The sequence below is a fragment of the Pseudomonas sp. H26/SER47-MNA-CIBAN-0231 genome (assembly GCF_040310465.1).
Taxonomy (GTDB): domain Bacteria; phylum Pseudomonadota; class Gammaproteobacteria; order Pseudomonadales; family Pseudomonadaceae; genus Aquipseudomonas; species Aquipseudomonas atacamensis.
This window is the reverse complement of record NZ_JBEOPW010000005.1, coordinates 14768-39970: the sequence shown is the minus strand read 5'-3', so window position 1 is coordinate 39970 and position 25203 is coordinate 14768. Positions and strand designations below refer to the sequence as shown.

The 25203-nt window shown below is 58.3% G+C and carries 21 protein-coding genes; 7 read left to right on the top strand and 14 right to left on the bottom strand.

All coding sequences use genetic code 11. The annotated features are described in order from the left end of the window. Positions 1-368: 368 nt before the first annotated feature. The 9 genes from AAEZ10_RS09630 to AAEZ10_RS09590 all read right to left on the bottom strand — a co-directional run bounded on the left by AAEZ10_RS09630 (position 369) and on the right by AAEZ10_RS09590 (position 10253). A complete protein-coding gene (locus AAEZ10_RS09630; protein ID WP_073472172.1) occupies positions 369-1754 on the bottom strand; it encodes an efflux transporter outer membrane subunit in 1386 nt (461 codons plus the stop codon). Continuing rightward, a complete protein-coding gene (locus AAEZ10_RS09625; protein ID WP_073472544.1) occupies positions 1751-3730 on the bottom strand; it encodes a MacB family efflux pump subunit in 1980 nt (659 codons plus the stop codon). The genes AAEZ10_RS09630 and AAEZ10_RS09625 overlap by 4 nt, the downstream gene beginning before the upstream one ends. Positions 3731-3768: 38 nt before the next feature. Further along, positions 3769-4929, bottom strand: coding sequence for an efflux RND transporter periplasmic adaptor subunit (locus tag AAEZ10_RS09620; protein ID WP_073472170.1), 1161 nt, complete (start codon positions 4927-4929; stop codon positions 3769-3771). A 185-nt stretch (positions 4930-5114) separates the two neighbouring features. Further along, the gene (gene flgE / locus AAEZ10_RS09615) at positions 5115-6449 is read right to left on the bottom strand and encodes a flagellar hook protein FlgE (protein ID WP_071173270.1); all 1335 of its coding nucleotides are present in this window, start codon (positions 6447-6449) and stop codon (positions 5115-5117) included. A 31-nt stretch (positions 6450-6480) separates the two neighbouring features. Continuing rightward, a complete protein-coding gene (gene flgD, locus AAEZ10_RS09610; protein ID WP_071173271.1) occupies positions 6481-7209 on the bottom strand; it encodes a flagellar hook assembly protein FlgD in 729 nt (242 codons plus the stop codon). A gap of 15 nt (positions 7210-7224) precedes the next feature. Next, a complete protein-coding gene (flgC, locus tag AAEZ10_RS09605) occupies positions 7225-7668 on the bottom strand; it encodes a flagellar basal body rod protein FlgC (protein WP_016773614.1) in 444 nt (147 codons plus the stop codon). Positions 7669-7671: 3 nt separating this feature from the next. Continuing rightward, positions 7672-8082 carry a flagellar basal body rod protein FlgB gene (flgB, locus tag AAEZ10_RS09600; RefSeq protein ID WP_016773613.1) on the bottom strand — a complete coding sequence of 137 codons (411 nt, stop codon included), beginning with the start codon at positions 8080-8082 and terminating at the stop codon, positions 7672-7674. 364 nt (positions 8083-8446) lie between these two features. Beyond that, entirely contained in the window at positions 8447-9274 is an 828-nt protein-coding gene (cheR, locus tag AAEZ10_RS09595; RefSeq protein WP_016773612.1) for a protein-glutamate O-methyltransferase CheR, read from the bottom strand. 46 nt (positions 9275-9320) lie between these two features. Further along, entirely contained in the window at positions 9321-10253 is a 933-nt protein-coding gene (locus AAEZ10_RS09590) for a chemotaxis protein CheV (protein ID WP_016773611.1), read from the bottom strand. Positions 10254-10335: 82 nt separating this feature from the next. Here AAEZ10_RS09590 and flgA point away from each other — a divergent pair, with 82 nt between their 5' ends. From flgA to AAEZ10_RS09570, 4 genes are all read left to right on the top strand, one after another. After that, positions 10336-11097, top strand: a complete 762-nt coding sequence (flgA, locus tag AAEZ10_RS09585) for a flagellar basal body P-ring formation chaperone FlgA (protein ID WP_350568962.1) — start codon at positions 10336-10338, stop codon at positions 11095-11097. A 162-nt stretch (positions 11098-11259) separates the two neighbouring features. Further along, a complete protein-coding gene (gene flgM / locus AAEZ10_RS09580; protein WP_016773609.1) occupies positions 11260-11586 on the top strand; it encodes a flagellar biosynthesis anti-sigma factor FlgM in 327 nt (108 codons plus the stop codon). A 48-nt stretch (positions 11587-11634) separates the two neighbouring features. Next, the gene (locus AAEZ10_RS09575) at positions 11635-12102 is read left to right on the top strand and encodes a flagella synthesis protein FlgN (RefSeq protein WP_016773608.1); all 468 of its coding nucleotides are present in this window, start codon (positions 11635-11637) and stop codon (positions 12100-12102) included. Between the two features lie 89 nt (positions 12103-12191). Continuing rightward, complete coding sequence (locus AAEZ10_RS09570) at positions 12192-12938, top strand: flagellar brake protein (RefSeq protein WP_016773607.1); 747 nt, start codon at positions 12192-12194, stop codon at positions 12936-12938. 73 nt (positions 12939-13011) lie between these two features. On the opposite strand, the gene AAEZ10_RS09565 is transcribed toward AAEZ10_RS09570, so the two are convergent. The 4 genes from AAEZ10_RS09565 to AAEZ10_RS09550 form a co-directional block, all read right to left on the bottom strand. Then, entirely contained in the window at positions 13012-14400 is a 1389-nt protein-coding gene (locus AAEZ10_RS09565) for an MFS transporter (RefSeq protein WP_095181571.1), read from the bottom strand. A gap of 69 nt (positions 14401-14469) precedes the next feature. After that, positions 14470-15711: a glutamine synthetase family protein gene (locus tag AAEZ10_RS09560; RefSeq protein ID WP_350569212.1), complete on the bottom strand. Its 1242-nt coding sequence runs from the start codon at positions 15709-15711 to the stop codon at positions 14470-14472. A gap of 307 nt (positions 15712-16018) precedes the next feature. Beyond that, positions 16019-16711 carry a sensor histidine kinase gene (locus AAEZ10_RS09555; protein ID WP_016773604.1) on the bottom strand — a complete coding sequence of 231 codons (693 nt, stop codon included), beginning with the start codon at positions 16709-16711 and terminating at the stop codon, positions 16019-16021. Next, positions 16708-18312: a tetratricopeptide repeat-containing response regulator gene (locus tag AAEZ10_RS09550; RefSeq protein WP_042607193.1), complete on the bottom strand. Its 1605-nt coding sequence runs from the start codon at positions 18310-18312 to the stop codon at positions 16708-16710. Before AAEZ10_RS09550 ends, AAEZ10_RS09555 begins: the two co-directional genes overlap by 4 nt. A 394-nt stretch (positions 18313-18706) precedes the next feature. Between AAEZ10_RS09550 and AAEZ10_RS09545 the strand changes: the two genes are divergently transcribed. Both AAEZ10_RS09545 and AAEZ10_RS09540 read left to right on the top strand, forming a co-directional pair. Further along, entirely contained in the window at positions 18707-22843 is a 4137-nt protein-coding gene (locus AAEZ10_RS09545; protein WP_350568958.1) for a CheR family methyltransferase, read from the top strand. Positions 22844-23088: 245 nt separating this feature from the next. After that, on the top strand, positions 23089-24300 hold the full coding sequence (locus AAEZ10_RS09540) for a site-specific integrase (RefSeq protein ID WP_350569210.1): 1212 nt from the start codon (positions 23089-23091) through the stop codon (positions 24298-24300). Here AAEZ10_RS09540 and AAEZ10_RS09535 read toward each other — a convergent pair. Continuing rightward, positions 24297-24791, bottom strand: a complete 495-nt coding sequence (locus AAEZ10_RS09535) for a hypothetical protein (RefSeq protein WP_115989111.1) — start codon at positions 24789-24791, stop codon at positions 24297-24299. The two genes, AAEZ10_RS09540 and AAEZ10_RS09535, sit on opposite strands and share 4 nt — an antisense overlap. 182 nt (positions 24792-24973) lie before the next feature. Here AAEZ10_RS09535 and AAEZ10_RS09530 point away from each other — a divergent pair, with 182 nt between their 5' ends. Continuing rightward, positions 24974-25174 carry a helix-turn-helix domain-containing protein gene (locus AAEZ10_RS09530; RefSeq protein WP_115989110.1) on the top strand — a complete coding sequence of 67 codons (201 nt, stop codon included), beginning with the start codon at positions 24974-24976 and terminating at the stop codon, positions 25172-25174. The last annotated feature ends 29 nt before the right edge of the window (positions 25175-25203 follow it).

Below are 25203 nucleotides of genomic sequence, written 5' to 3'. Positions count from 1 at the left end.
CAGCGACATAACGATCTCCATTTCACGTGAATGTCTCCAACACGAACAGCGCAAGACAAGCATCTTGCCGACTCAAGCAGAAACGATATTAGAAGTGCCGAAACCCAGCACTTATCAATCATCAAAAGACTCGACGAAAGAGCGCGAACCTTACGCCACCGCGCAATCAATAACAACACTCAAAAGATCGGAACAACGCAACTATCTAATTATTAAATACTTAAAAACCGCGCAACCAGGCACACAAAAACATACAACGATAGTTGCATAAATGGACCAACTAAAAAAGCAAAGTGGTTAATCCAAACGCGCCATCACGGCATCTTCCTTAACGATAAAACTTCCATTGATCAAGTTTAGGCAAACGCTCAAGGCGCAAAGCCTCCACCTAGCGCCAGGTGCAACGTCATTTGGGCCTGAAGACGCTCGAAGCGATTTTGTGCTAGAGAAATTTGCGCCGCCCGACGACTTTCTTGCAGATCCAGCCACTCTTTTATACCCGTCTGCCCACTGCGATACCGAATCTCGGCCAATCCTTCGGCTTGGGTTGCCGCCGCCAGTGCCTGCTCACGTCGCCTTCCCTGCTCAGCTAGCTGAACTTGTGCCGACAGCGCATCTTCGACTTCCGCCAAAGCGCTATAGAGTCCTTGCCGAAATTCGATAACCGCTACCTGATAGTCCACTTCAGACAGGCCAACTGTGTACTTTCGAACATTCCATTGAACGAACGGCAAGCTAATGCCAACGCCCAATAAGCCAACCGGATTACTGAGTACTTGGCGTAACTGCTGACTTGCGCCAGTTGTCAAATTGCCGGTGAGCGAGAAAGTTGGGTAGAAGCTGGCACGCGTTGCATCATAGTTTGACAGCGCTTGCCGCAACCTCCATTCCGCAGCTTGCAGATCGGGGCGCCGAGCAATCAATTCGGCAGGCAAGCCTGCCGGTACATCAGGCAAGGGCGACGATGGTAATTTTTCAAGTTCGGAAAAGCGATGCTCGGGCGCCTGATTGAAAATGATAGCCAGCGCATTGCGCGCCACTTCAAGTTGCTGCAGATAATCGCTAAGCACAGCACGCTGAGTGGCCAGCACCTGTTCGGCTTGCGCCTCTTCCAACCCAGTTGCCGCGCCAACTCGATGTTGGGCCTGCACCAAATGCAAAGTTTGCTCGGCGTAGTGGATACTTTCCCGCGCCGAACTGGCCAGTTCATTGAAGAGACCAATTCGCCAATACAAGCGCGCGGTGTTACCGACCAGGCTCAGAGAACTGGCGCGTCGATCAAAGTCAGTCGCCAGTAATGCCCATTGTGCAGCATCGCGCGCGCTCGCCAGTCGCCCCCACAAGTCGATCTCATAACGCACCGATGAAGAGGTTGAAAATCGACGCTGACTTGAATTGCCGCGATGAAGGCCACGACTCCAATCCGCCCCCGCACCCACATCAAGATCCGGCGCGATATCAGTGCCTGTAAGTCCTGCCTGAAGTGTGGCCTGGCGCACCCTCAGGCCAGCAACAGCCAAATCGTTATTACGCGCCAGTGCGTCGTCGATCAACGTGCTCAGGCACTGATCGGAAAAAATTTCCCACCATCGCGCCTTGGTAACCAATGAGCGTTCGTGCGCGATGTCACCGAACCAGAAAGCGGGTGTCTGGACTTCCGGCTGACGATAATCGCTGTGCAACAAAGTGCCACAGCCGCCCAGGCAAAGAGGCAACAGCAATGCCCAGGCACTGTTGAAGTTGATGAGCGTCATTCGCGGGACAACGCCTGAATCGGATCAAGTCTGGCGGCATTGCGCGCCGGGATATAGCCGAACAGAACGCCCACCAGAAGCGAGCACAGACAGGCTGAAATCATCGCCAGCGCAGTGAACTCCATCACGATCGTCTGCACGAAATAGCCAAATACCTGACTGACCAGCAAGGACAACAGGACGCCTAGCAGCCCCCCCAGCAGGCACACCAGCACCGCCTCGATCAGAAATTGCTGCAAGATGTCCGCACGCCGTGCGCCGACGGCCATGCGCAGGCCTATTTCCCGGGTTCGCTCAGTAACCGATACCAGCATGATATTCATCACGCCAATACCTCCCACCATGAGCGAAATCAACGCCACGGCGGAAATCAGCAGGGTCAGGGTATCTGTGGTTTTCTGTATGATTTTCAGGATGCTGTCGCTGGAACTGAGGAAAAAATCGGCGCGCCCATGCCGCGCCACCAATAGCGTCTGCAGCGCTTGTTCCGCCGCGGCGCTGACAACTTGATCCTTGAGCCGAACCTTGATGGAACTGAAATGGCTCTGCCCAAGCAAACGACTCATCACCGTCGTGTAGGGCAGATAAACCTGAAGGCTCGGTCCTGAAAAACCGTCATCGCGATTTTCCATGACTCCGACTATCGTGCAAGGCAGCCCGCCCACCAGAATCACTTGGCCCAGCGCTTCCTCCCAGTCCTTGAACAATCGTTTTCTGGTGTTGTGATCAATGATCAATGTCTGACCGCGACGCACTGCATCGCTGGCACTGAACACTACCCCTCGAACCATGCGGATGCCCATCACCTGGAAATAATCCTGACCAACACCATTGACGGTGCCGCTGACATGCACGTTGCGGTAGCGGATCGTCCGACTGGTATTGACCATCGGTGAAACGCTGTCGACCCAGCGCTGCGCCTGAATGATCTGCAAGTCTACTGGCTGCAATGTTCGTATCGAGTTCGCCTGCTCGTCACCCCAGTCCTTGCCTGGATACACATCGACTGTATTCGTGCCCATGGTACTGATGTCACGTAATACTCGAGTCTGAGCACCCTGCCCCAGCGCCACTACCGAAACCACCGAGGCAATGCCGATGATGATCCCCAACATGGTCAACAATGTGCGCATGCGATGACTGCACAAGGCAGCCCAAGCTATCTTGAAGGCTTCGCGCAAACGTCGCCATTGCACCGCCGCTACTGGCTCGCGCTGCTGATCCTGCGATTTGCTTGCGGGCTCGCCGGACGGCCTCTGAACAAGTTTGCGGCCAGCATTCACCTGATCTGCGACGATCTCGCCGTCACGAATTTCGATGATGCGATCGGTGCACTGCGCCACTTGCAAGTCATGGGTCACGATGATGATCGTATGACCGCTGCGATGCAGCTCGCGCAGGATCGCCATTACCTCTTCACCACTGCGCGAGTCCAGCGAACCGGTAGGTTCGTCGGCCAGAATCACAGGGCCGCCGTTGATCAATGCACGGGCAATGCTGACTCGTTGCTGCTGACCACCGGAAAGCTGCGCTGGCAGATACTGCATCCGTTGCCCTAATCCAAGCCGCTGCAACAGCTCTTCGGCTCGTTGCCGATGCAGGGTAGATGGCTGATCGGCGTAAATCGCCGGAACCTGCACATTGGCTGCCGCACTCAGATGCGAGAGCAAATGAAAACGTTGAAAAATGAAGCCGAAGTGCTCGCGTCGCAACGTCGCCAGCTCATCGCTGCTCATTGAGAAGACGTCGGCGCCATTGATGCAGTAGCGACCGGCAGAGGGGCGGTCCAGACATCCGAGAATGTTCATCAGACTGGACTTGCCGGAACCGGACGGCCCGATGATGGCCACCATTTCACCGGCACCAATGGTCAGATTCACATTACGAAGTACTTGCGTCCTCGCCTCGCCATCAGCGAACCAACGCTGCACGTCCTCCAGGCATAACAGCGGTATGACAGAGCGTGCTTCTTTCATCGGATCTGACGCAGAGCGCACAGGCTCGTTAAAGCTGTTCATTGCGGCTCCGGCTCTTCGCCGATGACAACCTCGTCATGCTCCTTGAGCCCTTCCAGCACCTGAACGTTAAGGTCATTGCGTAATCCGGTTGTGACCAGCACTGTCTGCGGCTGGCCCCCTGTCATTCGGCGCACTTCGTAGCGGCCGTCAGCGGCGCGCCGACCCAGCGCGGCCACCGAGACCGTGGTGGCTTTCTGTGCTGATTCAAGCAGAACACTGACCTGTGCCGTCATCGAGGGACGTAACGAACGGTCGTCATTCGGCACGTCAAACAGCGCATTGTAATAAACCGCTGCGTCTGCACCGCCGCCAGTCGAGCCGCTCGCTCCCTGCGACTGTTCCTGCCGGGCAATGGACTCGGGCGCCGGTTCAACTGCACGAATATGGCTTGTGAAGCGTCGGTCTGGATTGCCCAGAATATTGAACGACACCATTTGACCAGGCTTGACTCGAACTACATCGGCTTCCGATATCCGAGCCTCGACCGTCATACGGTCCAGCCGGGCAAGAATCAGCAATGTCGGAACACTCTGTGCTGACACGACCGTCTGGCCTTGTCTGGTAACTACGGCGATGACCTCCCCGTCCATCGGTGCGCTGATACGCGTGTAGCCCAAATTGACTTCGGCGATCCTGATTTCAATCTCTGCCTGGGAAATCTGTGCCGCCAAGGAAGCCAATTCCGCGCGCGAGCTTTGTAGTTGCGCCTCGGCTATTTCGAGATCGGCACGCGATCCAGCTTCACTGGCCACCAGGCTTTGCTTGCGACGAAAGTCCAATTGGTACTGGCGAATCATCGCCTGTCGGGCCTTGTACTGCGCCCGCACACTGAGCAATGCGGCTCGCGCTTTGAGCAGTTCATTCTGAGGTAGCAACGGGTCGATTTCAGCCAGCAACTGACCTCGGTGCACCGTATCGCCCAGCCCCGCCTTCAGGCTCTGGAGTTGTCCATTGACTTGCGCACCGACGCTCACTTGCTGGAAAGGTTTGACCGTACCGCTGGCCAACACGGTTTCTTCAATGTCTTCGATGACGACGGTCGCGGTGAGGTATTTCTTTGGCGCGGCGCCCCATTGATTACCCCACGAGACCCAGACCAGAAGAGCAGTCACGAACAGCGTTCCGAACGCAATTCGCAAGCGAGAGGAAAGAACCATGAATCGTTGCGTCCTTGTCAGCAGTTGGGCCAGCCGCTCATTGGGGCCCGGATTTGCGCGAGCAGGCAGATGAACCGGCTCGAGGAGACGGGTTCGTCAAGCATGACTGGCCCGGTGCTGCGCATTAAACAAGAAAGCCCCTCAAAGAGGGGCTTTGCGTTACAGCTTTTTACAAAACATCAATGTCAGGTCATCTGAATGATGGTCTGCATAATCGTGCTCTGCGTCGAAATGGTCTTCGCGTTCGCCTGATAGTTGCTCTGGCCCTTGATCAGATCGACCAGCTCATTGGTCAGGTTGACGTTCGACTCTTCCAGCGAGTTGGACTGGATGGAGCCCAGCGTGCCGGTTTCCGGAGCGTCATAACCCGGGATACCCGAAGCGAAGGTTTCCTTCCAGCTGGTGCCGCCGACAGCTTGCAGACCTTGCTCGTTAGTGAAGCTGGCCAATGCGACCTGGCCGATGGCCTTGTTCTGGTTGTTGCTGAAGTTAGCGAACAGGGTACCGGTGCCGTCGATGGTCAGGTTGGTGATCTGGCCGGTAGCGTAACCATCCTGAGTCGGGATCGTGCGTGAGGTGTCGGCGTTGTATTGGGTGGTGCTGGCCATGGAAATGGTCACGCCATTCGGGTTCGCCGCTGCGCCGTTAGGCGTAAATACGCCATTGGTCACGGTGCCTGGCTTCCAGTTTTTCAGGGTCAGGTCACTGCTGATGATCGGGGTAGTCGGGTCCGCCGGGTTAGGCGTGCTCACCTGAACCAGTTTGCCTGAACTGTCGAACGTCAGCGTCGAAGCCACCGGCGGCGTGGTGACAGGATTGGTACCGGTAGCATCCGGGTTGCGTCCATCAACCAGGGTGTAGACCTTCCAGACATTGTCGCCGGTCTTGACCATGTACTGATCCATGACGTGCGAGTTGCCCTGAGTGTCATAGATCGGCGTGCTGAAGGACTTGGTGTAAGTCTCAGGCTTGGAAGGATCGAACACGACGGCAGTGGCGCCAGTATCGATGATTTTCGGTGCCGACGAATTCAGGTTGATGCTCGAGGTCACCGCCGAAGTGGATTTCGGCGCGAGGTTCGAGGTATCGATCTTCAAGTCGGTCAACACACCGTTGAGGATCTTGCCGTTGGCATCCACACCGTAACCCTGCAGACGCGAGGTGTAGTCGGTATTGGTAATGAAACCTTGGTCGTCGACCTTGAACGTACCGGCACGGGTGTACGAGATCGAGCCGTTGTTGCTCATGGTGAAGAAGCCGGAACCGTTGATCCCCATGTCCAGCACGTTGCCAGTGTTGTTGATGTCACCCTGGGTGAACTGCTGGGACACATTGGCCAGGCGCACGCCGTTGCCGATCACTTTGGTACCGGTACCCAAACGAGTGGCCGAGTACACGTCTGCGAATTCTGCCCGCGAGGATTTGAACCCGGCGGTGGCGACGTTGGCGATGTTGTTGCCGGTCACGTCCAATTGCTTGTTGGCTGCATAGAGACCGCTAAGGCCGATATTGAAAGACATATTCCACTCCTTTATGCCGGGTTAGTCGGCTCTATATACCAATGGTTTGTACTTTGGACAGGGCAACGGTGCCCTTGCCGGCCAGGTTGAGCATCAGCTCGCCACCGGTCTGGCTGATCGTCACGCTGTTGACGGTCGCTGGCAGGTAGGTCGCCAGATCGGTCGCGGTGCCGTTGATCGGTGCGTTGGCCTTGAACGTGTAAGTGCCGACCGGAACCACGGTGCCGGCGGTGTCCTTGCCGTCCCAAGTGAAGCTGGCATCGCCGGCAGCGCGGCTGCCCAGGTCGATGGTGCGCACGGTTTTGCCGTCCTTGTCGGTGATGGTCACGGTGCCGCCGGCAATCGACGACGGCACGCTGACCGAACCGGTCAGACCTTTGCTCGGGTCATCGAGCTGGGCGGTGTTGGTCTGCACAATCACGTTGCGACCGACCAGCGACGACGCTTGCAGCGCCTGCGACGAGTTGTAGTTGCCGGCAAGGCCACTGACGGTGGAGTTCAGCGTGGTAATGCCTTCAAGGCTGCTGAACTGCGCCAGTTGCGCAACGAACGCGCTGTTGTCCTGCGGATCGAGCGGGTTCTGGTTTTTCAGCTGGGTGACCAGCAATTGCAGGAAAGCATCCTTGCCCAGCGCCTGGCCGCCGGTGGCACTGTTGGTCGCCGAAGCGATGCCGCCCGACGTAGTGCTGCTGGCCTTCTTCGACGAATTGGCCAGGATGTCGTTCATGCTCAGGCTGCTGGTGGTATCCGTAACGCTCATGGCAGTCGCCCCTTATTACTGACCGAGGGTCAGTACCTTCTGCATCATGGTTTTGGCGGTGTTCATCATTTCCGCGTTGGTCTGGAACGAGCGGCTCGCGGAAATCATGTCAGCCATTTCTTCCACCACGTTGACGTTCGGGTAGTAGACGTAGCCCTTGGCGTCGGCGGCCGGATGGTTCGGCTCGTAGCGCGCTTCGAGGTTGCTCTGGTCTTCGACGACGCCGAGCACCTGCACGCCCTGCCCGGCTGCGTCCTGGTTCTGGAACAGCGAATTGCTACCGCCGGCCTGACCGCCCTGGAACATGGTGGCGAATACCGGATGGCGCGCGCGGTAGGTCTGGTCGATGCTCGACGAAACGGTTTCGGCGTTGGCGATGTTCGAGGCCACGGTGTTCAGGCGTGTGGTCTGCGCGCTCATGCCGCTGCCGGCAATGTTGAAAACGCTGGACAGGGACATGGATTATTCTCCGCGCAGGGCTGACACCAGCCCTTTGAATTTGCTGTTGAGCAAGGTGAAGCTGGCCTGGAAGCCGACGGCGTTTTCTGCGTAGTTCGACTGTTCCAGTTGAGCGTCGACGGTGTTCTGGTCGATCGAAGGCTGCATCGGCGTGCGATACATCAGCGACTCGTCGCCATTGCCCAGTCCTTCAGCCTCGATGTGCCGACTGTTGGTCATGTTCAGGGCAAAGTGGCCGCCGGTCTTGGTCTTCTCGGTCTGTGCTTCGAGCACTTTGGAGAAATCCAGATCCCGCGCCTTGTAGTTCGGGGTGTCGGCGTTGGCGATGTTGTTGGCCAGCACTTCGGCACGCTGGGCGCGGAAGCCCAATGCCTTTTCGTGAATGCCCAGCGCTTTGTCGAAGCTGATGCTCATGTCGGGAACCTTCAGGTGACCGGTTTTTCGTATCTGAGCTTTAGCAAGCGCCGTGCCAAATGAACAAAGGCCCGTATTCCGGGGCTTTGCGCCGGGCAGGCTAAGCGGCAATGCCAGAAAAGCGGCAACCGGTTACCGCCGGATGCCGCTTTTCTGCCGCTTGCCGTCCCATCACAGCCGGACAATTGTGGGAGCGAGCTTGCTCGCGAAGGCGGCGTGTCAGCCAATGCAAATGCAGAATGTGACGGCCTCTTCGCGAGCAAGCTCGCTCCCACAGGGATTGTTGGTGTTAAGAGAATTTCTTCGGGCATAAAAAACGGGAGGCCTTTGCGGGCTTCCCGTTTTTTGTATCAGCGCAAACCGCTTATTTCGCCTTGTAGATAATCCCCGGGCTGCACTGAACCATCTGGTAATGATCCGGCAATCCGTTCAGCGCTTCCGAAGCGCCAAGGAACAGGTACCCGCCCGGCTTCAACGTGCTGTGAATGCGCAACAGAATGTCCTTCTTCACTTCGGCAGAGAAGTAGATCAACACGTTGCGGCAGAACACGATGTCGAACTTGCCCAGCGCTGCGTAACTGTCGAGCAGGTTGAAAGAGCGGAATTCCACCCGGCTCTTGATCGGCGCCTTGACCACCCAGCGCCCCGGCCCTTTCGGGTCGAAGTAGCGTTGCAGGCGTTCCGGCGACAGACCGCGACCGATCGCCAGGCTGTCGTACTCGCCGGTCTTGCAGTTGTTGAGCATCAGGCCCGACAGATCGGTGGCAACGATCTGCACACCCATCTTCAACTGACCCAGGTTGCTGCGCTCGAACTCGTCGATCGACATCGACAGCGAGTACGGTTCCTGTCCCGACGAGCAGGCCGCCGACCAGATCCGCAGACGCTGGTTGGGGCTGGCCTTGATCGCTTCCGGCAGTACCTTGTTCTTCAAGACTTCAAACGGATAGGTGTCGCGAAACCACAGGGTTTCGTTGGTCGTCATGGCATCGACCACCTGCTCGCGCAAACCGCTGCGCGGCTGGGTCTGGATGCGCTGTACCAGCTCACCCAGGGACTTGATGCCTTGCTGCTCCATCAGTTTGTTGAGACGGCTCGAGACCAGATACTGCTTGTTTTCACCGAGCAGAATGCCACAGGCTTTTTCCAGGAAGACCCGGAACTGTTCAAAATCCAAATTACCCGTAGACAATGATGCCGCCTCTTAAATCGTGTTGACCGCCAGGGGCAGAAGGCCCCTAGCTGATATCTGCTGCTTTGATCCGGTCGACTACCCGGGATGCGAGGTCATCAGGACGGAATTTGGCCAAGAAGTCATCAGCACCGACTTTCTTCACCATCGCCTGATTGAATACCCCCGACAACGAAGTATGCAGGATGATATGGAGCTTTTGCATGCGTGCGTCGCCGCGGATTTCCGCCGTCAGGGTGTACCCGTCCATCTCCGGCATCTCGATGTCGGAAATCATCATCAGGAACTCTTCTTCCGGCTTCTTGCCCTCGTCGACCAGCTTGCGCAGGTAATCCAGCGCCTGCTTGCCGTCGTTCAGCGCCACCACTTCGACACCGATGGTCTGCAGACAACGCGTGACCTGCTTGCGCGCCACCGACGAGTCATCGACCGTCAGCACCCGCAGCGACAACGCCTTGGTCTGCGTCTCGACATCGACCACGCCCACCGAAATCGCTTCCGGCGTCGGCGCCACTTCGGCCAGCACCTTCTCGACGTCGATGATTTCGACCAACTGATTGTCGACCCGGGTCACAGCGGTCAGGTAGTGATCGCGGCCGGTACCCTTGGGTGGCGGATGGATCTCTTCCCAGTTCATGTTGACGATGCGCTCCACCGAGCGGACCAGGAAACCCTGGGTCTTGGTGTTGTACTCCGTGATGATCACGAACGGACTGTTCTTGTCTTTCAACGCACCGGAGCCCGTTGCCATTGCCAGATCCAGGATCGGAATGGTCGCTCCCCGTATATTCGCTACCCCGCACACGACAGGACTGGATTTGGGCATCAACGTCAGGGACGGGCATTGCAACACTTCCCGTACCTTGAACACGTTGATCCCGTAGAGCTGCGGCCCGTCGAGACGGAACAACAGCAGCTCGAGGCGATTCTGCCCTACCAGTTGCGTGCGCTGGTTCACCGAATCCATTACACCAGCCATGCCCAGACTCCTACACCAACGCCAAGTGTTGTTGCGACGCACATTCATTGCTAAACGGCACGGCGCTTGCTTTTTAACTCGTATGAACGCTCAAACGACATTTTCCCGACGCCTGACATCCTCCCTTCGCAAAGGGCTTTGCGCGGTGTCCGCCGTTTGCTGCTTGCTTGCTGGCAGTCCTGCCCATGCAGATGCGGTTACCTTGCCTGATATGCTTATCGGCGTGACTCAGGGCTTTCTTGAATTCACCGTAGAAGACTATCTGGCTTCCAGTCAAACCGAAGGCCGCTACGAAATCGAAGTCAACCAGCTCGACCCGCGCATGCGCATGCCCATGTGCGACAAGGAATTGACAGCCACGCTGGAGAGCCCGGCACGCCCGCTGGGCCGCGTCACGGTGAAGGTTCGCTGCGAAGGCAGTTCGCCCTGGACGGTGTTCGTACCCGCTCAAGTCCGCCTGTTTCGCGAGATCGTGACGACCACTCGTCCGCTGAAACGCGCCGGCATTATCGAGCCGCAGGATGTGACCTTGCGCGAGCGCGACGTCAGCACGATCAACCAGGGTTTCCTGACTTCCGTCGACGAAGCGATCGGGCAGAAACTTACCCGACCAACGGTCGCCGATCAGGTCATCACACTGGTGCATCTGGAACAGGCCGAAGTGATCCGCAAGGGTGACCAGGTGGTGATCACTGCGCGCAGCGGCACCCTTGCCGTACGCATGCCGGGGGAAGCGCTCTCCAATGGCGGTATGAAAGAACAGATTCGAGTAAAAAACCTTAATTCTCAAAGAGTTATCAAGGCGCAGGTGATTGCGCCGGGACAGGTCGAAGTGGCCATGTAAAAGCCTCGTGGAGAAAACTGGCGCCGATCCCGTCGCTTCCCTAAACTGTGCCGCAGCAGGTCTCGCAACGGCGCATGCAAGCTTATGGTTGATTGGGCCTAAAGTTTTTCAGGGGATAGCCGAAAACATGGCAAGCGTCCAAATTCCCAGAGGTTTTTTATCATGGTTATCGATTTCAACCGATTGAACAGTTCCTCGTCACTAACCGGCAGCACACGTACCAGCAACGCCAAGGAAAGCGCTGAAAACAGCCCCTCCGCGCCGCTGAATACCCAGGCCGAACAGGCCAATGTCGCCAAAAGCGGGGAGTCGGTACACCTCAGCAATGAGGCTCAACAGTTGCAGAAGGTCACTGACAAGCTGCGCGATCAGCCTGCTGTCGACAAAGCCCGTGTGGCCGAGTTGAAAGCCGCGATTGCCGATGGCAGCTATAAAGTCGACAGCAACCGTGTAGCCAGCAAACTGCTCAACTTCGAAGCCCAGCGCTAGGCTTTTGCCGGCGCCAGGCTTTTGGACGCTTAAACCCCAAGGCCAGCCATGCACGACACTAACTTATTGCAACTGATCAACGACGACTTTGCTCCAGCGCAACAATTGCTGGAGTTATTGCAAACCGAATCCCTCGCTTTGCATGGTCGCGACATGCCGTTGCTGGAAGAAATTCTGGCGACCAAGCAAGCGTTGATCATTCTGCTCGAGCAGCATGGCCGCAAGCGCAGCGAAATCCTCGCCAGCCTCAACCTGCCGACCGATCGCACAGGTCTTGAGCAACTGGCCAGCCAGTCGAGCATTGGCGACCAGTTGCTGACCCAGGGCGATGCCCTGACCGCGCTGATCGCCCAGTGCCAGGCTGCCAACATCAAGAACGGCCAGTCGATCCAGATCCAGCAGGCGACCACGGCCAATCAGCTGAAGATCCTCACCGGCGGTGAGCCGCCAGCGCTGTACGACGCCAGCGGGACCTTTGCCAAACCGGTCAAGCCGCGAACGCTCAGCCAGGCATGAGCCATTCGCTGGCCCTGCACTATCCACTTGCGCAACATGCTGGCAAAATACTGGCCAGTCGTCTTATTTTGTCTGGAGATTGAAGAACCGTGTCCAACACCCTAAGCGCGGATGATGCTCCGCAGCCTCCGAAGGTGCTCACCACGCCACTGGAAATCTCCAGCAACCTGCGCCAGCTGCAAGACAGCCACGATCCGCTGATCATCACCTTCCACGAACGCAGCCAGCGTTTTCAGAGTTACCTGATCAAGGTCGACCGCGAAACCGCAACGATCGCGCTGGACGAAATGATCCCGCGCGATGGAGAGCGCTTCCTCCAGGCTGGCGAACCGTTCAAGGTCGAAGGCTTTCATGACGGCGTGCGCATCGCCTGGGAATGCAACGGCACGCTGAACATCGAAGAATCCGACGGCGACCGTTTCTACACCGGCGACCTGCCGAGCGAAGTGGTCTATCACCAGCGCCGTAACGCCTTCCGCGCTGCGTTGAAGCTCACCGATCTGGTCAGCGTTGAACTGGGCGGCGAAAAGCTCAAGGTTCCTCTGCAGGGCAAGCTGCTGGATATTTCTGCGACCGGTTGCAAGTTCCGCTTCGAAGGCGACATCACTGATCGCCTGCAACTGGGCCAGGTCTACGATCGCCTGATCGCCCCGCCGCTGTTCGGCAACCAGCCAACATCGGTCGAACTGCGCTATCTGCATTTCGAAGAAAAACTCAACATCACCTTCGCCGGTCTGCGCTTCCACAACATCAGTGGCCAGGCTGCGCGCAACGTCGAGCGTTTTGTTTACCAGTTGCAGCGTGAAGCACGGCGTTTCGACAAAGACGATCTCTGAGTCGCAGCGATCAATAAAAAGGGCAGTCCTGTGCGGGACTGCCCTTTTTTATGCGCCGATGTTTATCTTCGGCTCAAGGCCTGCCACCACTGATATCTGGCGCTGGCTTGTCGTCATTGCCGCTGTCCAGTTCGGTTTCAACGACTGCTTCCGGCTGCGCTTCGGGCTCAGGCTCAGGCTCAGGAGTGACCGGCGCCGGGTCCTGGACCATCTGCTCCTGCACCACCTGCTCATCGACACGCGGGTCAAGCGCCGCCACCAGCGGCGAGCTGGACATGCTGTCCGGCATTGCCACGTGATGCAGCGGTGCGTCGTCGACCTGGTGCAGGTTGGTGACCGCTTTCGGACGAATCCGCCAGACCAGCACCAACGCGAAGAAACTGAAGAACGCATACAGGCTCTGACTGCCGAGAAATTTCATCAGCACGCCCGCCAGCAGCGGCCCGATGCTCGCGCCGACGCCGTAAGTCACCAGCAACATGGCGGTCAGCGACACGCGGCGATCGCCTTCGACGTGGTCGTTGGAAAACGCCACCGCCAGCGGATACAGGCAGAACTGCACCAGCGAACAGAAGAACCCGACAACGAACAGCACCTCCAGCGGCACCTGCGGCATGATCGCCAACGGCAAAGCCGCCACTGCGAGAAACCCGGCAAAGCAGCGAATCAGCAGCGCGCGGTCATAACGGTCGGACAACCAGCCCAACGGCCACTGCACCAGCAGACCGGCAAAAATGCAGCTACCCATGAACAGACCGACCTGCTCGGTCGTCAGCCCCTGTTGCGATGCATACAGCGGCGCCAGACCGTAGAACGAACCAATGATCAGACCGGCGCCGAGCACCGTGCTCAGCGATTGCGGCACACGCTTGATAAAGAAGCGCGGCTCCATCGGCGCGGGGTGCAGAGGCGCCGGGTGAATCCGTCGGGTCAGCGTCACCGGCACCAGACACAGGGCAAAGCACAGCGCCACCAGCATCAGCAGTTCCAGGCCGAGGCCGGGGTGCATGACCAGAATCAGCTGGCCCAGCACCAGGCCCAGATAAGAGGCGATCATGTAACCGCTGAACACCAGCCCGCGCTGATTGGCATCGGCCTGCTCGTTGAGCCAGCTCTCGATGACCATGTACTGACACATCATGCCCAGACCGACGATCGTCCGCAGCACCAGCCACGCCGGCAGCCAGTCCACCAGTCCATGGCCGAGCACCGCCGCGCCAACGATCCCGGCACACGCCGAGTAGGCACGGATATGCCCGACCCGGGCAATCAGGCGATGGCCGATCTTGCCGCCCAGCACCAGACCGAAATAGTTGGCCGCCATCAGCGCACCGACCCACAGCCCGTCGACATTGTCGGCAGCCAGACGCAAAGCCAGATAAGTAGAAAGAAGGCCTGAGCCGATCAACATCATCAGCGAGGCGAAATACAGCGCTCGAAAGGATTTCCAGATTTGGCGCATCGGCGTTCCGAGCGGCTCCTTGCAGTAAATACCGGGCGGTCAGAACGACAGCCCGGCAGCAGCGATACGTCAGGCCTGGGCGGCCAGCACACGGCGCTCCCAGGGAGTGATTTCATCAAAGAAGCTGGTCAACTCCATGGTCTTCGAAGCGATGTAGCCTTCGATGAACTCCGACCCGAACAGTTCCCTCGCCAACTGGCTACGTTTCAGACGCTCCAGCGCGGCGTGCAAGGTACACGGCAAGGCCAGATTATCCGGCACGGCGAACTCACCCTGGATTGGCGCGCTCGGCTCCAGTTCCTGCTCGATGCCATGCAAACCCGCAGCCAGACTGGCGGCGATGGCCAGATACGGATTGGCGTCGGCGCCCGGCAGACGATTTTCGACCCGACGTGCGACCGGCGAGCTGGCAGGAATACGCAAGCCGGCGGCGCGATTGTCATGGGACCAGCAGGCATTGTTTGGCGACGCGTACGGATGACACAGGCGCTGATAGGAATTCACGTTGGGCGCAAACAGTGCGGTGAAATCGGCGAGGCCTGCCTGTTGCCCGCCGATGAAGTGGCGGAACATCGACGTCGGCTCGCCGTTCGAGTCAGTGAAGACATTCTTGCCGCTGCCGATCTCAACGATGCTCTGGTGAATATGCATCGAACTGCCCGGCGTGTGCGCCAGCGGTTTGGCCATGCACACCACGCTCAGGCCATGCTTGAGCGCGACCTCCTTGAGCAGGTGCTTGAACAGGAACGTCTGATCGGCCAGCAGCAGCGGGTCGCCGTGCAGCAGATTGATCTCGAACTGGCTGACGCCCATTTCATGCATGAAGGTGTCGCGCGGCAGGCCCAGGGCGGCCATGCATTTATACACTTCGCTGAAGAACGGCCGCAGACCGTTGTTGGAACTGACGCTGAACGCCGACTGGCCATCCTCGCGGCGGCCGTCGAGGCCCACCGGCGGACGGAACGGCTGAGTCGGATCGGTATTGGGTGCGAAGACAAAAAATTCCAGCTCGGTCGCCACCACCGGCGCCAGACCGTGCGCGGCGTAACGGGCGATGACCGCTTTGAGCTGGCCACGGGTCGAGAGACTGGAGCTCTCCCCGCTCAGTTCGTCGGCGTCGCAAATCGCCATGGCGCGCGGCTCGTCGCTCCAGGGCAAACGGTGAATCTGCGCAGGATCGGCGACCAGCGCCAGATCGCCGTCATCGCTGCCGTAGAACCGCGCCGGCGGATAGCCGCCCATGATGCATTGCAGCAGCACACCCCGCGCCAACTGCAAACGCCGCCCTTCGAGAAAACCCTCGGCGGTCATCACCTTGCCCCGTGGCACACCGTTCAGATCCGGGGTGACACATTCAATCTCATCAATGCCGGTCAATCGCTGCGCGAGTGAACCCTGGCCATCGGTTGTCATGACGCAATCCTTGTTGTTGTGCGAGCCGCGAACGGCGACCCGGACAAAATAGGCTGCGGCTGTTCGGAATATCAAGCAGCGCCCACAAAAATCCCGATCTTGTGCAGGAGCCGTAGGAGCTGACGAGTGCAACGAGGCTGCGATCTTTTGATCTTGCTTTTTAAAATCAAAAGATCTCAGCCTTCGGCAGCTCCTACACCAGACCTCAGGGCAAGTAGAGGCTGAACACCCCACCACCCAACGGCCCGCCATTGCTGATCTCGGTGCGCCCTTCCACGCCGTTGCGCTGATGCAGCGCGGCGATGCGATTGGCGAAATACAGACCGAGGCCGGTGCTGCCGCTGCTGTGATTGATGCCCTGCACATAATCGGCCTGACGCTCGAGCATCTCTGCTGGATAGCCGTCGCCATCGTCATTGATGCTCAGCACCAGTTGCCCGGCTTCGTCGCTGACGGTAATCAGCAACGACTCGCGGGCGTAGCGAATCGCATTGTTGATGCAGTTGCCGAGCACCGAGGCGATCAGCTCGCGATCGAAGAAACCCAGCGGGCTCAACGGGTCCACTTCATAAGTGGCGATGATGCCGCGACTGGCAAACACTTCCTGATGCGCGGCCAGTTGCGCCTCAATGAAATCGTCGAGTTCGTGATAGGCCGGCTGTAGCGGCAACTGGTTGACGCCGAGTTTGTACAGCCCGAGCAACTGCACCAGCATGCCGTTGAGGTGGGCGAACTCGAAGTCGATCACGCCCTGCTCCGAGCCGTCGCGCAGCTCTTTCGGCAGACGCGCCAGCCATTGGCTGTGCGCCTGCATCAGCATGGCCAGGGAGTTCTTCATGTCGTGGACGGTGGAGGCAATCACCGTGGAAAAATCCAGCGCCGGATCAATTGGGTTCATTCGCCAAACGCCTTGCTTTTCAGCTTCTGATAACGCGCAAAACGCGCGTCGGTGTCGGGCATCAGGCCCACCAGTTTCAGGCAGGCCCGACATTCTTCCAGTTCCGCCGACGGCACACTGGTGTCGGTGCCGTGCAGCAGCGACTGGGCCAGGTTCAGCGCAATACTGATGTTTTTCGGTTGCAGCTTGAGCGCCTTGCGGAACACCTCGCGGGCCTCGACCAGATTGCCGGTCTTGTACACGCGCACGCCCTGGCGATTGAGATCGGCCGCAGCGTTACTCGAACTGAGAATCGTCGGATCGTCGGTGAGCTTGGCAATGTCTTTCATCACCGCCGGGTCATCACCGTAAATCTCCGCGCAGCTCTTGAGCATCGAAGTGCCCGCCTCGGCCTGACCGAGCATCTGCAACTGCTTGGCCACCAGCAACGCCGCCTCGGGGCTCATGAATTGCTCCATGCCATCGAGGCGCATCAGTGCTTGTTCGGTGAGCTTGTCGGCGGTTTCGGCGTCGTTGAGCAACAGGCTGGTGGCCTTCATCAGCCGCGCGCGAATTTGCAGGCCGGGATCGCTCGGGTTCTCCTTGGCCACGGCACTGAGCGTAGTGTTGATCTCCAGCCGCGTGCGCGTGTCGAGGCCGCGATCGCTGCCCTTGCTGATCAGTGCATGAGCCAGGCCAAGATTGCTTTCCGGGTCCTTGAAACGCGACTGCGCGCCCTGCGCCACGGCCTGACGATAAGCCCGCGAGGCGGTTTCGAAATCTTCGTTGGCCATCGCCAGTTTGCCGAGCAAAGCCTGACGGCGCACCGCCAGCGGCGACAGACGAATCGCTTCTTCGAGCACCCGCTGCGCGCCTTTGCTGTCGCCTTCGGCCACCAGCACATCGGCCATGCCGTCATACAGCGCCGGCATCATCGGGAACACTTTCAAGGCCTTTTCATAGACCTCTTTGGCCTGCGTTACCTGCCCGCGTTTGAACAGCAACTTGCCCAATCCGGCGAAGGCCCACGGCAACGGCCGGTCGGCAATGATGCCGTCGTAGAGCCGCTCCAGCGCTTCGTTCTGGTTCATGTCGCGCAGCGCATCGGCGCGGTAACGCAGGCACAGCGGCGAATAGCGGATGTCCTGTTTGCACAGGGCAATACAGGCATTGAGCACCTCGACCGGCTTACCGCGATCGAGGGCCTGCAGAATCGGTTTGAGCAACGTCTTGCGTTGCTCCAGACGCTCAAGGCGCTGGGCCAGCCCGGAACGGTTGAACGGCTTGGTCAGGTACGCATCCGGCTCATGCTCCAGCGCACTGAGCACCATCGCCTGACTGGTCTCGGCGGTGACCATGACGAAAACGGCTTCGTGGCTGATGAGCTTTTCCGACATCAGGTCTTCGAGCACCTGCTGGCCGTTCTTCTTGCCGTCGCCGAGGTGGAAGTCCTGAAGAATGAAATCGTAGGACTTCTGCGAGCACATCTTCAGCGCCTGCTCGCCAGTGTCGGCAGTATCGACATCCTTGACGCCGAGCTCACGCAACATCGAACGCACGGAACTGCGGAAATCGGAAAAATCATCGACGATCAGAAAGCTTTTTTGGTGATACGACGACATCGAAGATTTCCAGGCAATTGAAGAAAACGAACCGAGGCGATTTCAGGCGCGCAGATGATAGCCGGAGGCCATGCGCCATCAAGCGATTTCGCTGGAGTCTGAACTCACCGTTCGGGTTATCGGCCAAAAATCCCGGGGCCTGAGGGTGCTGCTCAAGATTCTTCGTTGAGATTGTCGAAGCGTCTGAGGATCGAAATTAACAACCACTGACAACCGATCATCACACCGGCAAAATAATCGGCACGGTCGTCGTTCGCCGGATGTCAAAAACACAGGCAGCACATTTGTCCTTCAAAAGTGCAGGCAGATCCGCAAATGAGGTTTATTCTGCTCAATTACCTGCGCCCCCGGACGTCCGCGATACGCTTGTACCGCCACAAAAAAGGCCGAAGTGATGACCTCGAAAACCCCTGCCTCGCCCTCTGCGCCCGAACGCAAGGACCTGACCCCCAGCCACCTGAATTTCCCCGTGGTGGGCATCGGCGCCTCGGCGGGCGGCCTGCAAGCAATCAAGCTGTTTTTCGAGCATATGCCGAAGGACAGTGGCATGGCGTTCGTGATCATTTTGCACCTGTCGCCCGATCACCAGAGCATCGCCGACCAGATCATTCAGGAATCGACGCGCATGCCGGTGCTGCAAGTGACGCAGCCGGTGCCGATCGAAAAGAACTGCGTGTACGTGATTTCTCCGGCGCACTCGCTGACGATGAATGACGGCTACCTGCGCGTCAGCCTCGCTGGCTCACCGCAAGCGCGCCACACTGCCATCGACCTGTTCTTCCGCGATCTGGCCGATGTGCATCGCGAGCGGGCTTTTTGCCTGGTGCTTTCAGGCACCGGTTCCGATGGTGCGGTGGGCTTGTCGCGAATCAAGGAACAGGGTGGCGTGACGCTGGTACAAGTGCCGGAAGACGCCGAGTTCGACGGCATGCCGCGCGCCGCCATCGAGACGCGCATGGTCGATCTGATACTGCCAGTGGTCGAGATGCCGCAGAAACTGATGGAGCTGTGGCGCAACTCTCAGAACATCAAATTACCCAGCGCCAATGATCCCGACCTGAAAGCCTTGAAGCCTGCAAACGAACACGAAGCGTCGATCGCCGAACAACGCCTGCATGAGATCCTGTTGTACCTGCGCAGCAGCACCGGTCACGATTTCAAACACTACAAGCGCGCCACCGTGCTGCGCCGCATCGAGCGGCGCATGCAGGTCACCAGCCAGTCTGACCTCGGCGCCTATTACGACTACCTGCAAAACACCCCGGAAGAATCCAAGGCCCTGCTCGGCGACATGCTGATCGGCGTGACCAACTTCTTCCGTGACCGCGAAGCCTTCGAAGCCCTTGAGCGCGATGTGCTGCCGCAACTGGTGCAATCGGTTGCCGACTCGTCGGAAAAAGAAGAATTGCGCGTCTGGTCTGCCGGCTGCTCGACCGGCGAAGAAGCCTACAGCCTGGCAATCCTGCTCGATGATCAGATGCAGGTACAAAGCAGCAAGGCCAACCTGCAAGTGTTCGCCACCGATATCGACGAACGCGCGATCACCACTGGCCGCGCCGGCACCTATCCGCAAGCCATCGTCACCGACGTACCGCCAACACGCCTTCGGCATTATTTCGTCAAAGACGATGACCACTACCGGATCCGCAAGGAAATCCGCGAGAAAGTGCTGTTCGCCAAGCACAGCCTGTTGTCCGATCCGCCGTTCTCGCAGATCGACCTGATCGTTTGCCGCAATCTGCTGATTTACCTGGATCGCGAGGTGCAGCGGGAAATCCTGCAGATGTTCCACTTTGCCCTGCGACCGGGTGGTTTCCTGTTTCTCGGCACCTCGGAAAGCGCCGATGCCTGCCATGAACTGTTCGCGCCAGTGGACAAGCGCAACCGCATCTTCCGCGCCAAGACTGGTACGGCGAACAGCCGCCGCACCCCGACCATGCCGAGTGGCGGTTATATGCGCACCAGCGTTTCCCGACCGCCATCGAAAGCCATCGAGCCCGTCAAGCTGTCGTTTGCCGATATCCACCGCCGCGCCATAGAACGCTTCGCCCCGCCGAGCATTATCGTCGACACCAACGCCGATATCCTTCACATGAGCGAAGCCGCCGGGCGCTTCCTGCGGCATGTCGGCGGCGAGCTGTCACGCAACCTGCTGACTCTGATCCTGCCGGAACTGCGCCTGGAAATTCGCACGACGCTGTTCCAGGTGCAGCAAAGCAACCTCACCGTGCGCTCGCGTGAAGTGCTGCTCAAGCGCGAGGAGCGCCAATACCGCATCACGCTGATTGCGCAGCCGTACAAGGACGACGACTTCGACAGCGAGTGCGTGCTGGTGACCTTCGATGAAACGGAGATCGACGCGCACGAGCAGGCGTTGACCACGATGCTGCAGACTGAAAGCCAGGTGCTCTCCAACCTCGAACGTGAGCTGCAACGCACCAAATTGCATTTGCAGGACACCATCGAACAGTCGGAAATCTCCAGCGAAGAGCTCAAGGCTTCCAACGAGGAGATGCAGGCGATCAACGAAGAACTGCGCTCGGCCACCGAAGAGCTCGAGACCAGCAAGGAAGAGTTGCAGTCAATCAATGAAGAGCTGTTGACGGTCAACTACGAGCTGAAGACCAAAGTCGAAGAAACCGACAAGATCAACGATTATCTGACCAATCTGATCGCTTCTACCGACATTGCTACGGTGTTCGTCGATCGCAGCATGCGCATCAAATGGTTCACGCCGCGCGCCACCGACATCTTCAGCATGTTGCCGGTAGACACCGGCCGTTCACTGCTGGATATCACCCATCGCCTGAATTACCCGGCGATGACCGAGGACGCGGCGCAAGTGTTCGAATCGCTGAACATGATCGAACGCGAGGTCAACAGTACCGATAACCGCTGGTACATCGCCCGCTTGCTGCCTTATCGCTCCAGCGAAGACCACATCGACGGCACCGTGTTGACCTTCATCGACATCAGCAAACGCCGCGAAGCCGAGGAAGAGCTGCGCCTGGGCGAAGAACGCATGCGACTGGTCGCTGAGAGTACACGTGATTACGCGATTATCATCCTCGATGAAATGGGTGCGATCACCAGTTGGAACAAAGGCGCTGAACTGATCTTTGGCCACAGCAAAAACGAGGCCGAAGGTCAGTACTACGATTTCATCTTCACAGCCGAAGACCGTGCTGCCGGCATGGCTGAAAACGAACTGTCCACGGCTCGTCAGCACGGGCGCGCTCAGGACGAGCGCTGGCACGTACGCAAGGACGGCAGCCGGTTTTTCTGCAGCGGCGAAGTCACGCTGCTCAGCGGCGACTACTTGCAGGGTTATGTGAAGATTGCCCGCGACCTTACCGGGCATAAACGCGCGCAGGACGAGCAAAGCAAGGAACTGGCCCAGACACGCAACACGGTGTCGTTGCGCGACGAGTTCTTTGCGGTCATGTCCCACGAACTCAAGCATCCGTTGAATCTGATTCAGCTCAACGCCGAACTGCTGCGGCGCCTGCCGATGATCCGTACTGCCGGCCCGGCGACCAAAGCGGTCAATACCATCTGCGATGCCGTCAACAGCCAGGCGCGGATCATCGACGACTTGCTCGACGTGGCTCGCGTACGCACCGGCAAGCTCAAGCTGCAACTGGCCCGCGTCGACCTGAGCGCTGTGCTGCGTGACATCCACACGGTCGTGCTGAATGAACAGCATGCAACGCACATCGACCTGCAACTGCCCGAAGAGTCGCTTTTCATCCATGCCGATCCGACCCGCGTCGAACAGATCATCTGGAATCTGGTGAACAACGCGCTGAAATTCACCCCGCCGACCGGACGCATCGAATTGATTGCCAGCAGAAGCGGGCAAATGGCTCAACTCAACGTCAGGGACAATGGCGTCGGTATCGCGGCGGAAAATCTCGAACACGTGTTCGACCTGTTCGGCCAGGCGGAAAAGCAGCACACCAATCATCAACGCGAAGGACTGGGCATTGGCTTGTCGCTGGTACGGCAACTGACCGAGGCGCAACACGGCACAGTACGGGTCGCCTCACCGGGCCTGGGCGCCGGGTGCACGTTCACCGTATGCCTGCCGCTGGCAACCGAAACCGTAGAAACCGCGGAGCAGCCCTCGGCAGAACCGGAGTCGGGCAAGCTGGCGGGCTTGAGCATTCTGCTGGTCGACGACTCGCCGGAAGTGCTGGAGACCTTGAAAATGCTCCTGGAAATGGAAGATGCCGAAGTGACGGCCTTCGACCATCCCGTGGCAGCGCTGAAAGACGCTGAGAACACGCGCTACGACCTGATCATCTCCGACCTCGGCATGCCGGTCATGACCGGCTATGAACTGATGGCTGCACTGCGCAAGCTGCCGCTGGCGAAACACGTACCGGCGATCGCCCTCACCGGTTATGGCACTCAGAGCGACATGCAGAAGTCCCGTGAAGCCGGGTTCGATCAGCATCTGGGTAAACCAGTGGCGTACGACGACCTGATTGAAACCATCGAGGCGTTGCGCCGCTCGGAGTTGCTGTAAAGCTCGCCAGCGCTCCAACGCAAAAAGCCCCGCCGCACGAGTAAGTGCGACGGGGCTTTTTGTTTTTTGAAGAGGTGGTGTCCCAGGCGGGGTTCGAACCTGCAACCTTCCCCTTAGGAGGGATATTTTCGAGCCCGCCAGACTTGAGGAAGGCCAGCAAATACGGCGGTAATCGTCCGGTTGCGTCCGTGAAAACTGCTCCGTATAGTGATTTTCGCTGCCACCCTGCTGTCACGGTCAAACCATTGAAAACCAAAATCACACAAAAGTTGATCGGCAGCCTGGCCGCCGAAGCGAAAGCATACCGCGTGCATGACACCGTGCAACCGGGTTTCTTTATCCGCGTTCTGCCCAGCGGTCACAAGTCCTATATGGTCACATGGGGACGTAACAAGAACGCCACCCTGGGGCGCGTTGGTGTCCTCACGCTCGATCAAGCCAGAACCGAGGCTGCTCAATACCTCGCCGACGCGCACGCCCACGGCGAGCCACTGGCTGTCGCTCAGGCTCGAAAGGGGATCGCCCTGCCCTCCTTGCGCCAGTTCATCGATGACACCTATATGCCCTGGTTCAAGACGCACCACAAAGGGCATGAGAAAACCCTGCACACGCTCGACAACAATTTCGAGCCAATCATGCCTCAGCGTCTCGACGAGATCACGGGCCGCGACCTGGACCTGATCCGCACGGGATGGATGCAGTCAGGCAACAAGCCGTCGACGGTCAATCGAAAAATGGGTTCCATTAGCGGGGTATTCAGCAGAGCAGTTGAGTGGGAGTACATCGATACCCACCCGATGGACAGGCTCAAAGCCTTAAAAGTCGACTCGATGGGACTGGTCCGCTACTTAGATGCTGAAGAGACGAAACGGCTCCGGGTAGCGCTGGACGCCCGCCAAGACGAAGCAAGGGTGGAGCGCGAGAGTGCGAACAAGTGGCGAGCGGATCGCGGTAAGGAATTGATGCCTAGCTTGCTGCAGGTCCCATTCACAGACCACCTAAAGCCTATGGTCCTGGTATCGCTGAATACAGGCATGAGACGCGGAGAGTTGTTCGACCTGAAATGGTCCGCGGTGAACTTCCAGACGAAGACGATAACCGCCGCCGGCGCCACCACCAAAACAAGCGACACACGACACATCCCGATGAACAAGGAAACAGTGCGTGTGCTGGAAGACTGGAAGAAGCTGGCCGGCAAATCTCGATACGTGTTCCCGAGTCAGGAAGGCGGCCGTCTGGAGGACGTTAAAAGCGCTTGGCTCAAGCTGTTAGAGCGCGCCGAGATCGAAGGCTTCCGCTGGCATGATATGCGGCATGACTTCGCGTCACGCCTGGTGATGGCCGGCGTACCGCTCAACACGATCCGGGATCTGCTGGGGCACGCCGATATAAAGATGACCCTGCGCTATGCCCACCTCGCACCCGACAGCAAGGCAGCGGCAGTTGAGCTGATCTAGAACGGTATGTCATCAATGATGATGTCATCGGCGGTCATGGGTACCACTGTTGGGGACGATTTGTGCTTTTCAACATGGGACAAAATTGTCCCCCAGTTTGACCTGATGCGACTCAGCACCAATCTATTGAAATCGTCTCCGAATGAACCGTCTGGATAAGTTTGCCAAAAATAGTCACTTGACCTGATTGTCTCCCAAACCCTCAGCTCGTCGTAAGTCAGTGCCTCGGGCATGTGAATTGCCAAGTTCACGGTTCTTACCGCCTCATCGGTCGACCAAATCTTGTCTAGCGACCCTCCAAGAGATCCGCCATCAAAATCTGTTTGACTGGCCAATGCCTGGGAAATCGACCATTCGATAACGGCTGTAAGGGAGCGTTTCTGTAGGCGACCCATGATGTCCAGTGCGAACTTTATTTTTGGGTCAATCCTGATCCCCACGCTCACCGTGGTGCTCGTTTCGCCCGTGCGCTTGCTCGTCTTCGTGGCCATACCATTCCATCTGCTCTGATGAGGTCAGCCCAACTGACCTACCCCCATAGCTTGCTCGACTCGCATTCTCTCGTCAATCCGGTTGTGTGCGGATTCGTTTAGCAATTGCTTGCACGTTTAGAAATACACGGTATAGACTGGCAATCACTGGCACCAAAAAACCGCCGCCAGAGGAGAAGAAAATGCTGCAAGCCACCATGGCCACACCCATCTCGGTGAGCGTAGAAGAGGCAGCCCGCTTGGTGGGTCACTCGCGCTCGGGGATTTACGAAGTAATCGCACAAGGCGAGCTGAAGGCTTTCAAGCTCGGCAAGCGCCGTTTGATCTTGATGACCGAACTGAAAGCCTGGATCGAACGCGCCGCCAAAGCTGGTTCGCGGTGAGGTTCTGGAGAATAGGGGAGGCAAAAATG

What these genes read in the sequence shown, in the direction of transcription:
- AAEZ10_RS09630 (WP_073472172.1), bottom strand. Translation starts at nt 1,754, where the DNA reads ATGACGCTCATCAACTTCAACAGTGCCTGGGCATTGCTGTTGCCTCTT.
- AAEZ10_RS09625 (WP_073472544.1), bottom strand. Translation starts at nt 3,730, where the DNA reads ATGAAAGAAGCACGCTCTGTCATACCGCTGTTATGCCTGGAGGACGTG.
- AAEZ10_RS09620 (WP_073472170.1), bottom strand. Translation starts at nt 4,929, where the DNA reads ATGGTTCTTTCCTCTCGCTTGCGAATTGCGTTCGGAACGCTGTTCGTG.
- flgE (WP_071173270.1), bottom strand. Translation starts at nt 6,449, where the DNA reads ATGTCTTTCAATATCGGCCTTAGCGGTCTCTATGCAGCCAACAAGCAA.
- flgD (WP_071173271.1), bottom strand. Translation starts at nt 7,209, where the DNA reads ATGAGCGTTACGGATACCACCAGCAGCCTGAGCATGAACGACATCCTG.
- flgC (WP_016773614.1), bottom strand. Translation starts at nt 7,668, where the DNA reads ATGTCCCTGTCCAGCGTTTTCAACATTGCCGGCAGCGGCATGAGCGCG.
- flgB (WP_016773613.1), bottom strand. Translation starts at nt 8,082, where the DNA reads ATGAGCATCAGCTTCGACAAAGCGCTGGGCATTCACGAAAAGGCATTG.
- AAEZ10_RS09590 (WP_016773611.1), bottom strand. Translation starts at nt 10,253, where the DNA reads ATGGCTGGTGTAATGGATTCGGTGAACCAGCGCACGCAACTGGTAGGG.
- flgA (WP_350568962.1), top strand. Translation starts at nt 10,336, where the DNA reads ATGAACGCTCAAACGACATTTTCCCGACGCCTGACATCCTCCCTTCGC.
- flgM (WP_016773609.1), top strand. Translation starts at nt 11,260, where the DNA reads ATGGTTATCGATTTCAACCGATTGAACAGTTCCTCGTCACTAACCGGC.
- AAEZ10_RS09575 (WP_016773608.1), top strand. Translation starts at nt 11,635, where the DNA reads ATGCACGACACTAACTTATTGCAACTGATCAACGACGACTTTGCTCCA.
- AAEZ10_RS09565 (WP_095181571.1), bottom strand. Translation starts at nt 14,400, where the DNA reads ATGCGCCAAATCTGGAAATCCTTTCGAGCGCTGTATTTCGCCTCGCTG.
- AAEZ10_RS09560 (WP_350569212.1), bottom strand. Translation starts at nt 15,711, where the DNA reads ATGACCGCCGAGGGTTTTCTCGAAGGGCGGCGTTTGCAGTTGGCGCGG.
- AAEZ10_RS09555 (WP_016773604.1), bottom strand. Translation starts at nt 16,711, where the DNA reads ATGAACCCAATTGATCCGGCGCTGGATTTTTCCACGGTGATTGCCTCC.
- AAEZ10_RS09550 (WP_042607193.1), bottom strand. Translation starts at nt 18,312, where the DNA reads ATGTCGTCGTATCACCAAAAAAGCTTTCTGATCGTCGATGATTTTTCC.
- AAEZ10_RS09545 (WP_350568958.1), top strand. Translation starts at nt 18,707, where the DNA reads ATGACCTCGAAAACCCCTGCCTCGCCCTCTGCGCCCGAACGCAAGGAC.
- AAEZ10_RS09535 (WP_115989111.1), bottom strand. Translation starts at nt 24,791, where the DNA reads ATGGCCACGAAGACGAGCAAGCGCACGGGCGAAACGAGCACCACGGTG.
- AAEZ10_RS09530 (WP_115989110.1), top strand. Translation starts at nt 24,974, where the DNA reads ATGCTGCAAGCCACCATGGCCACACCCATCTCGGTGAGCGTAGAAGAG.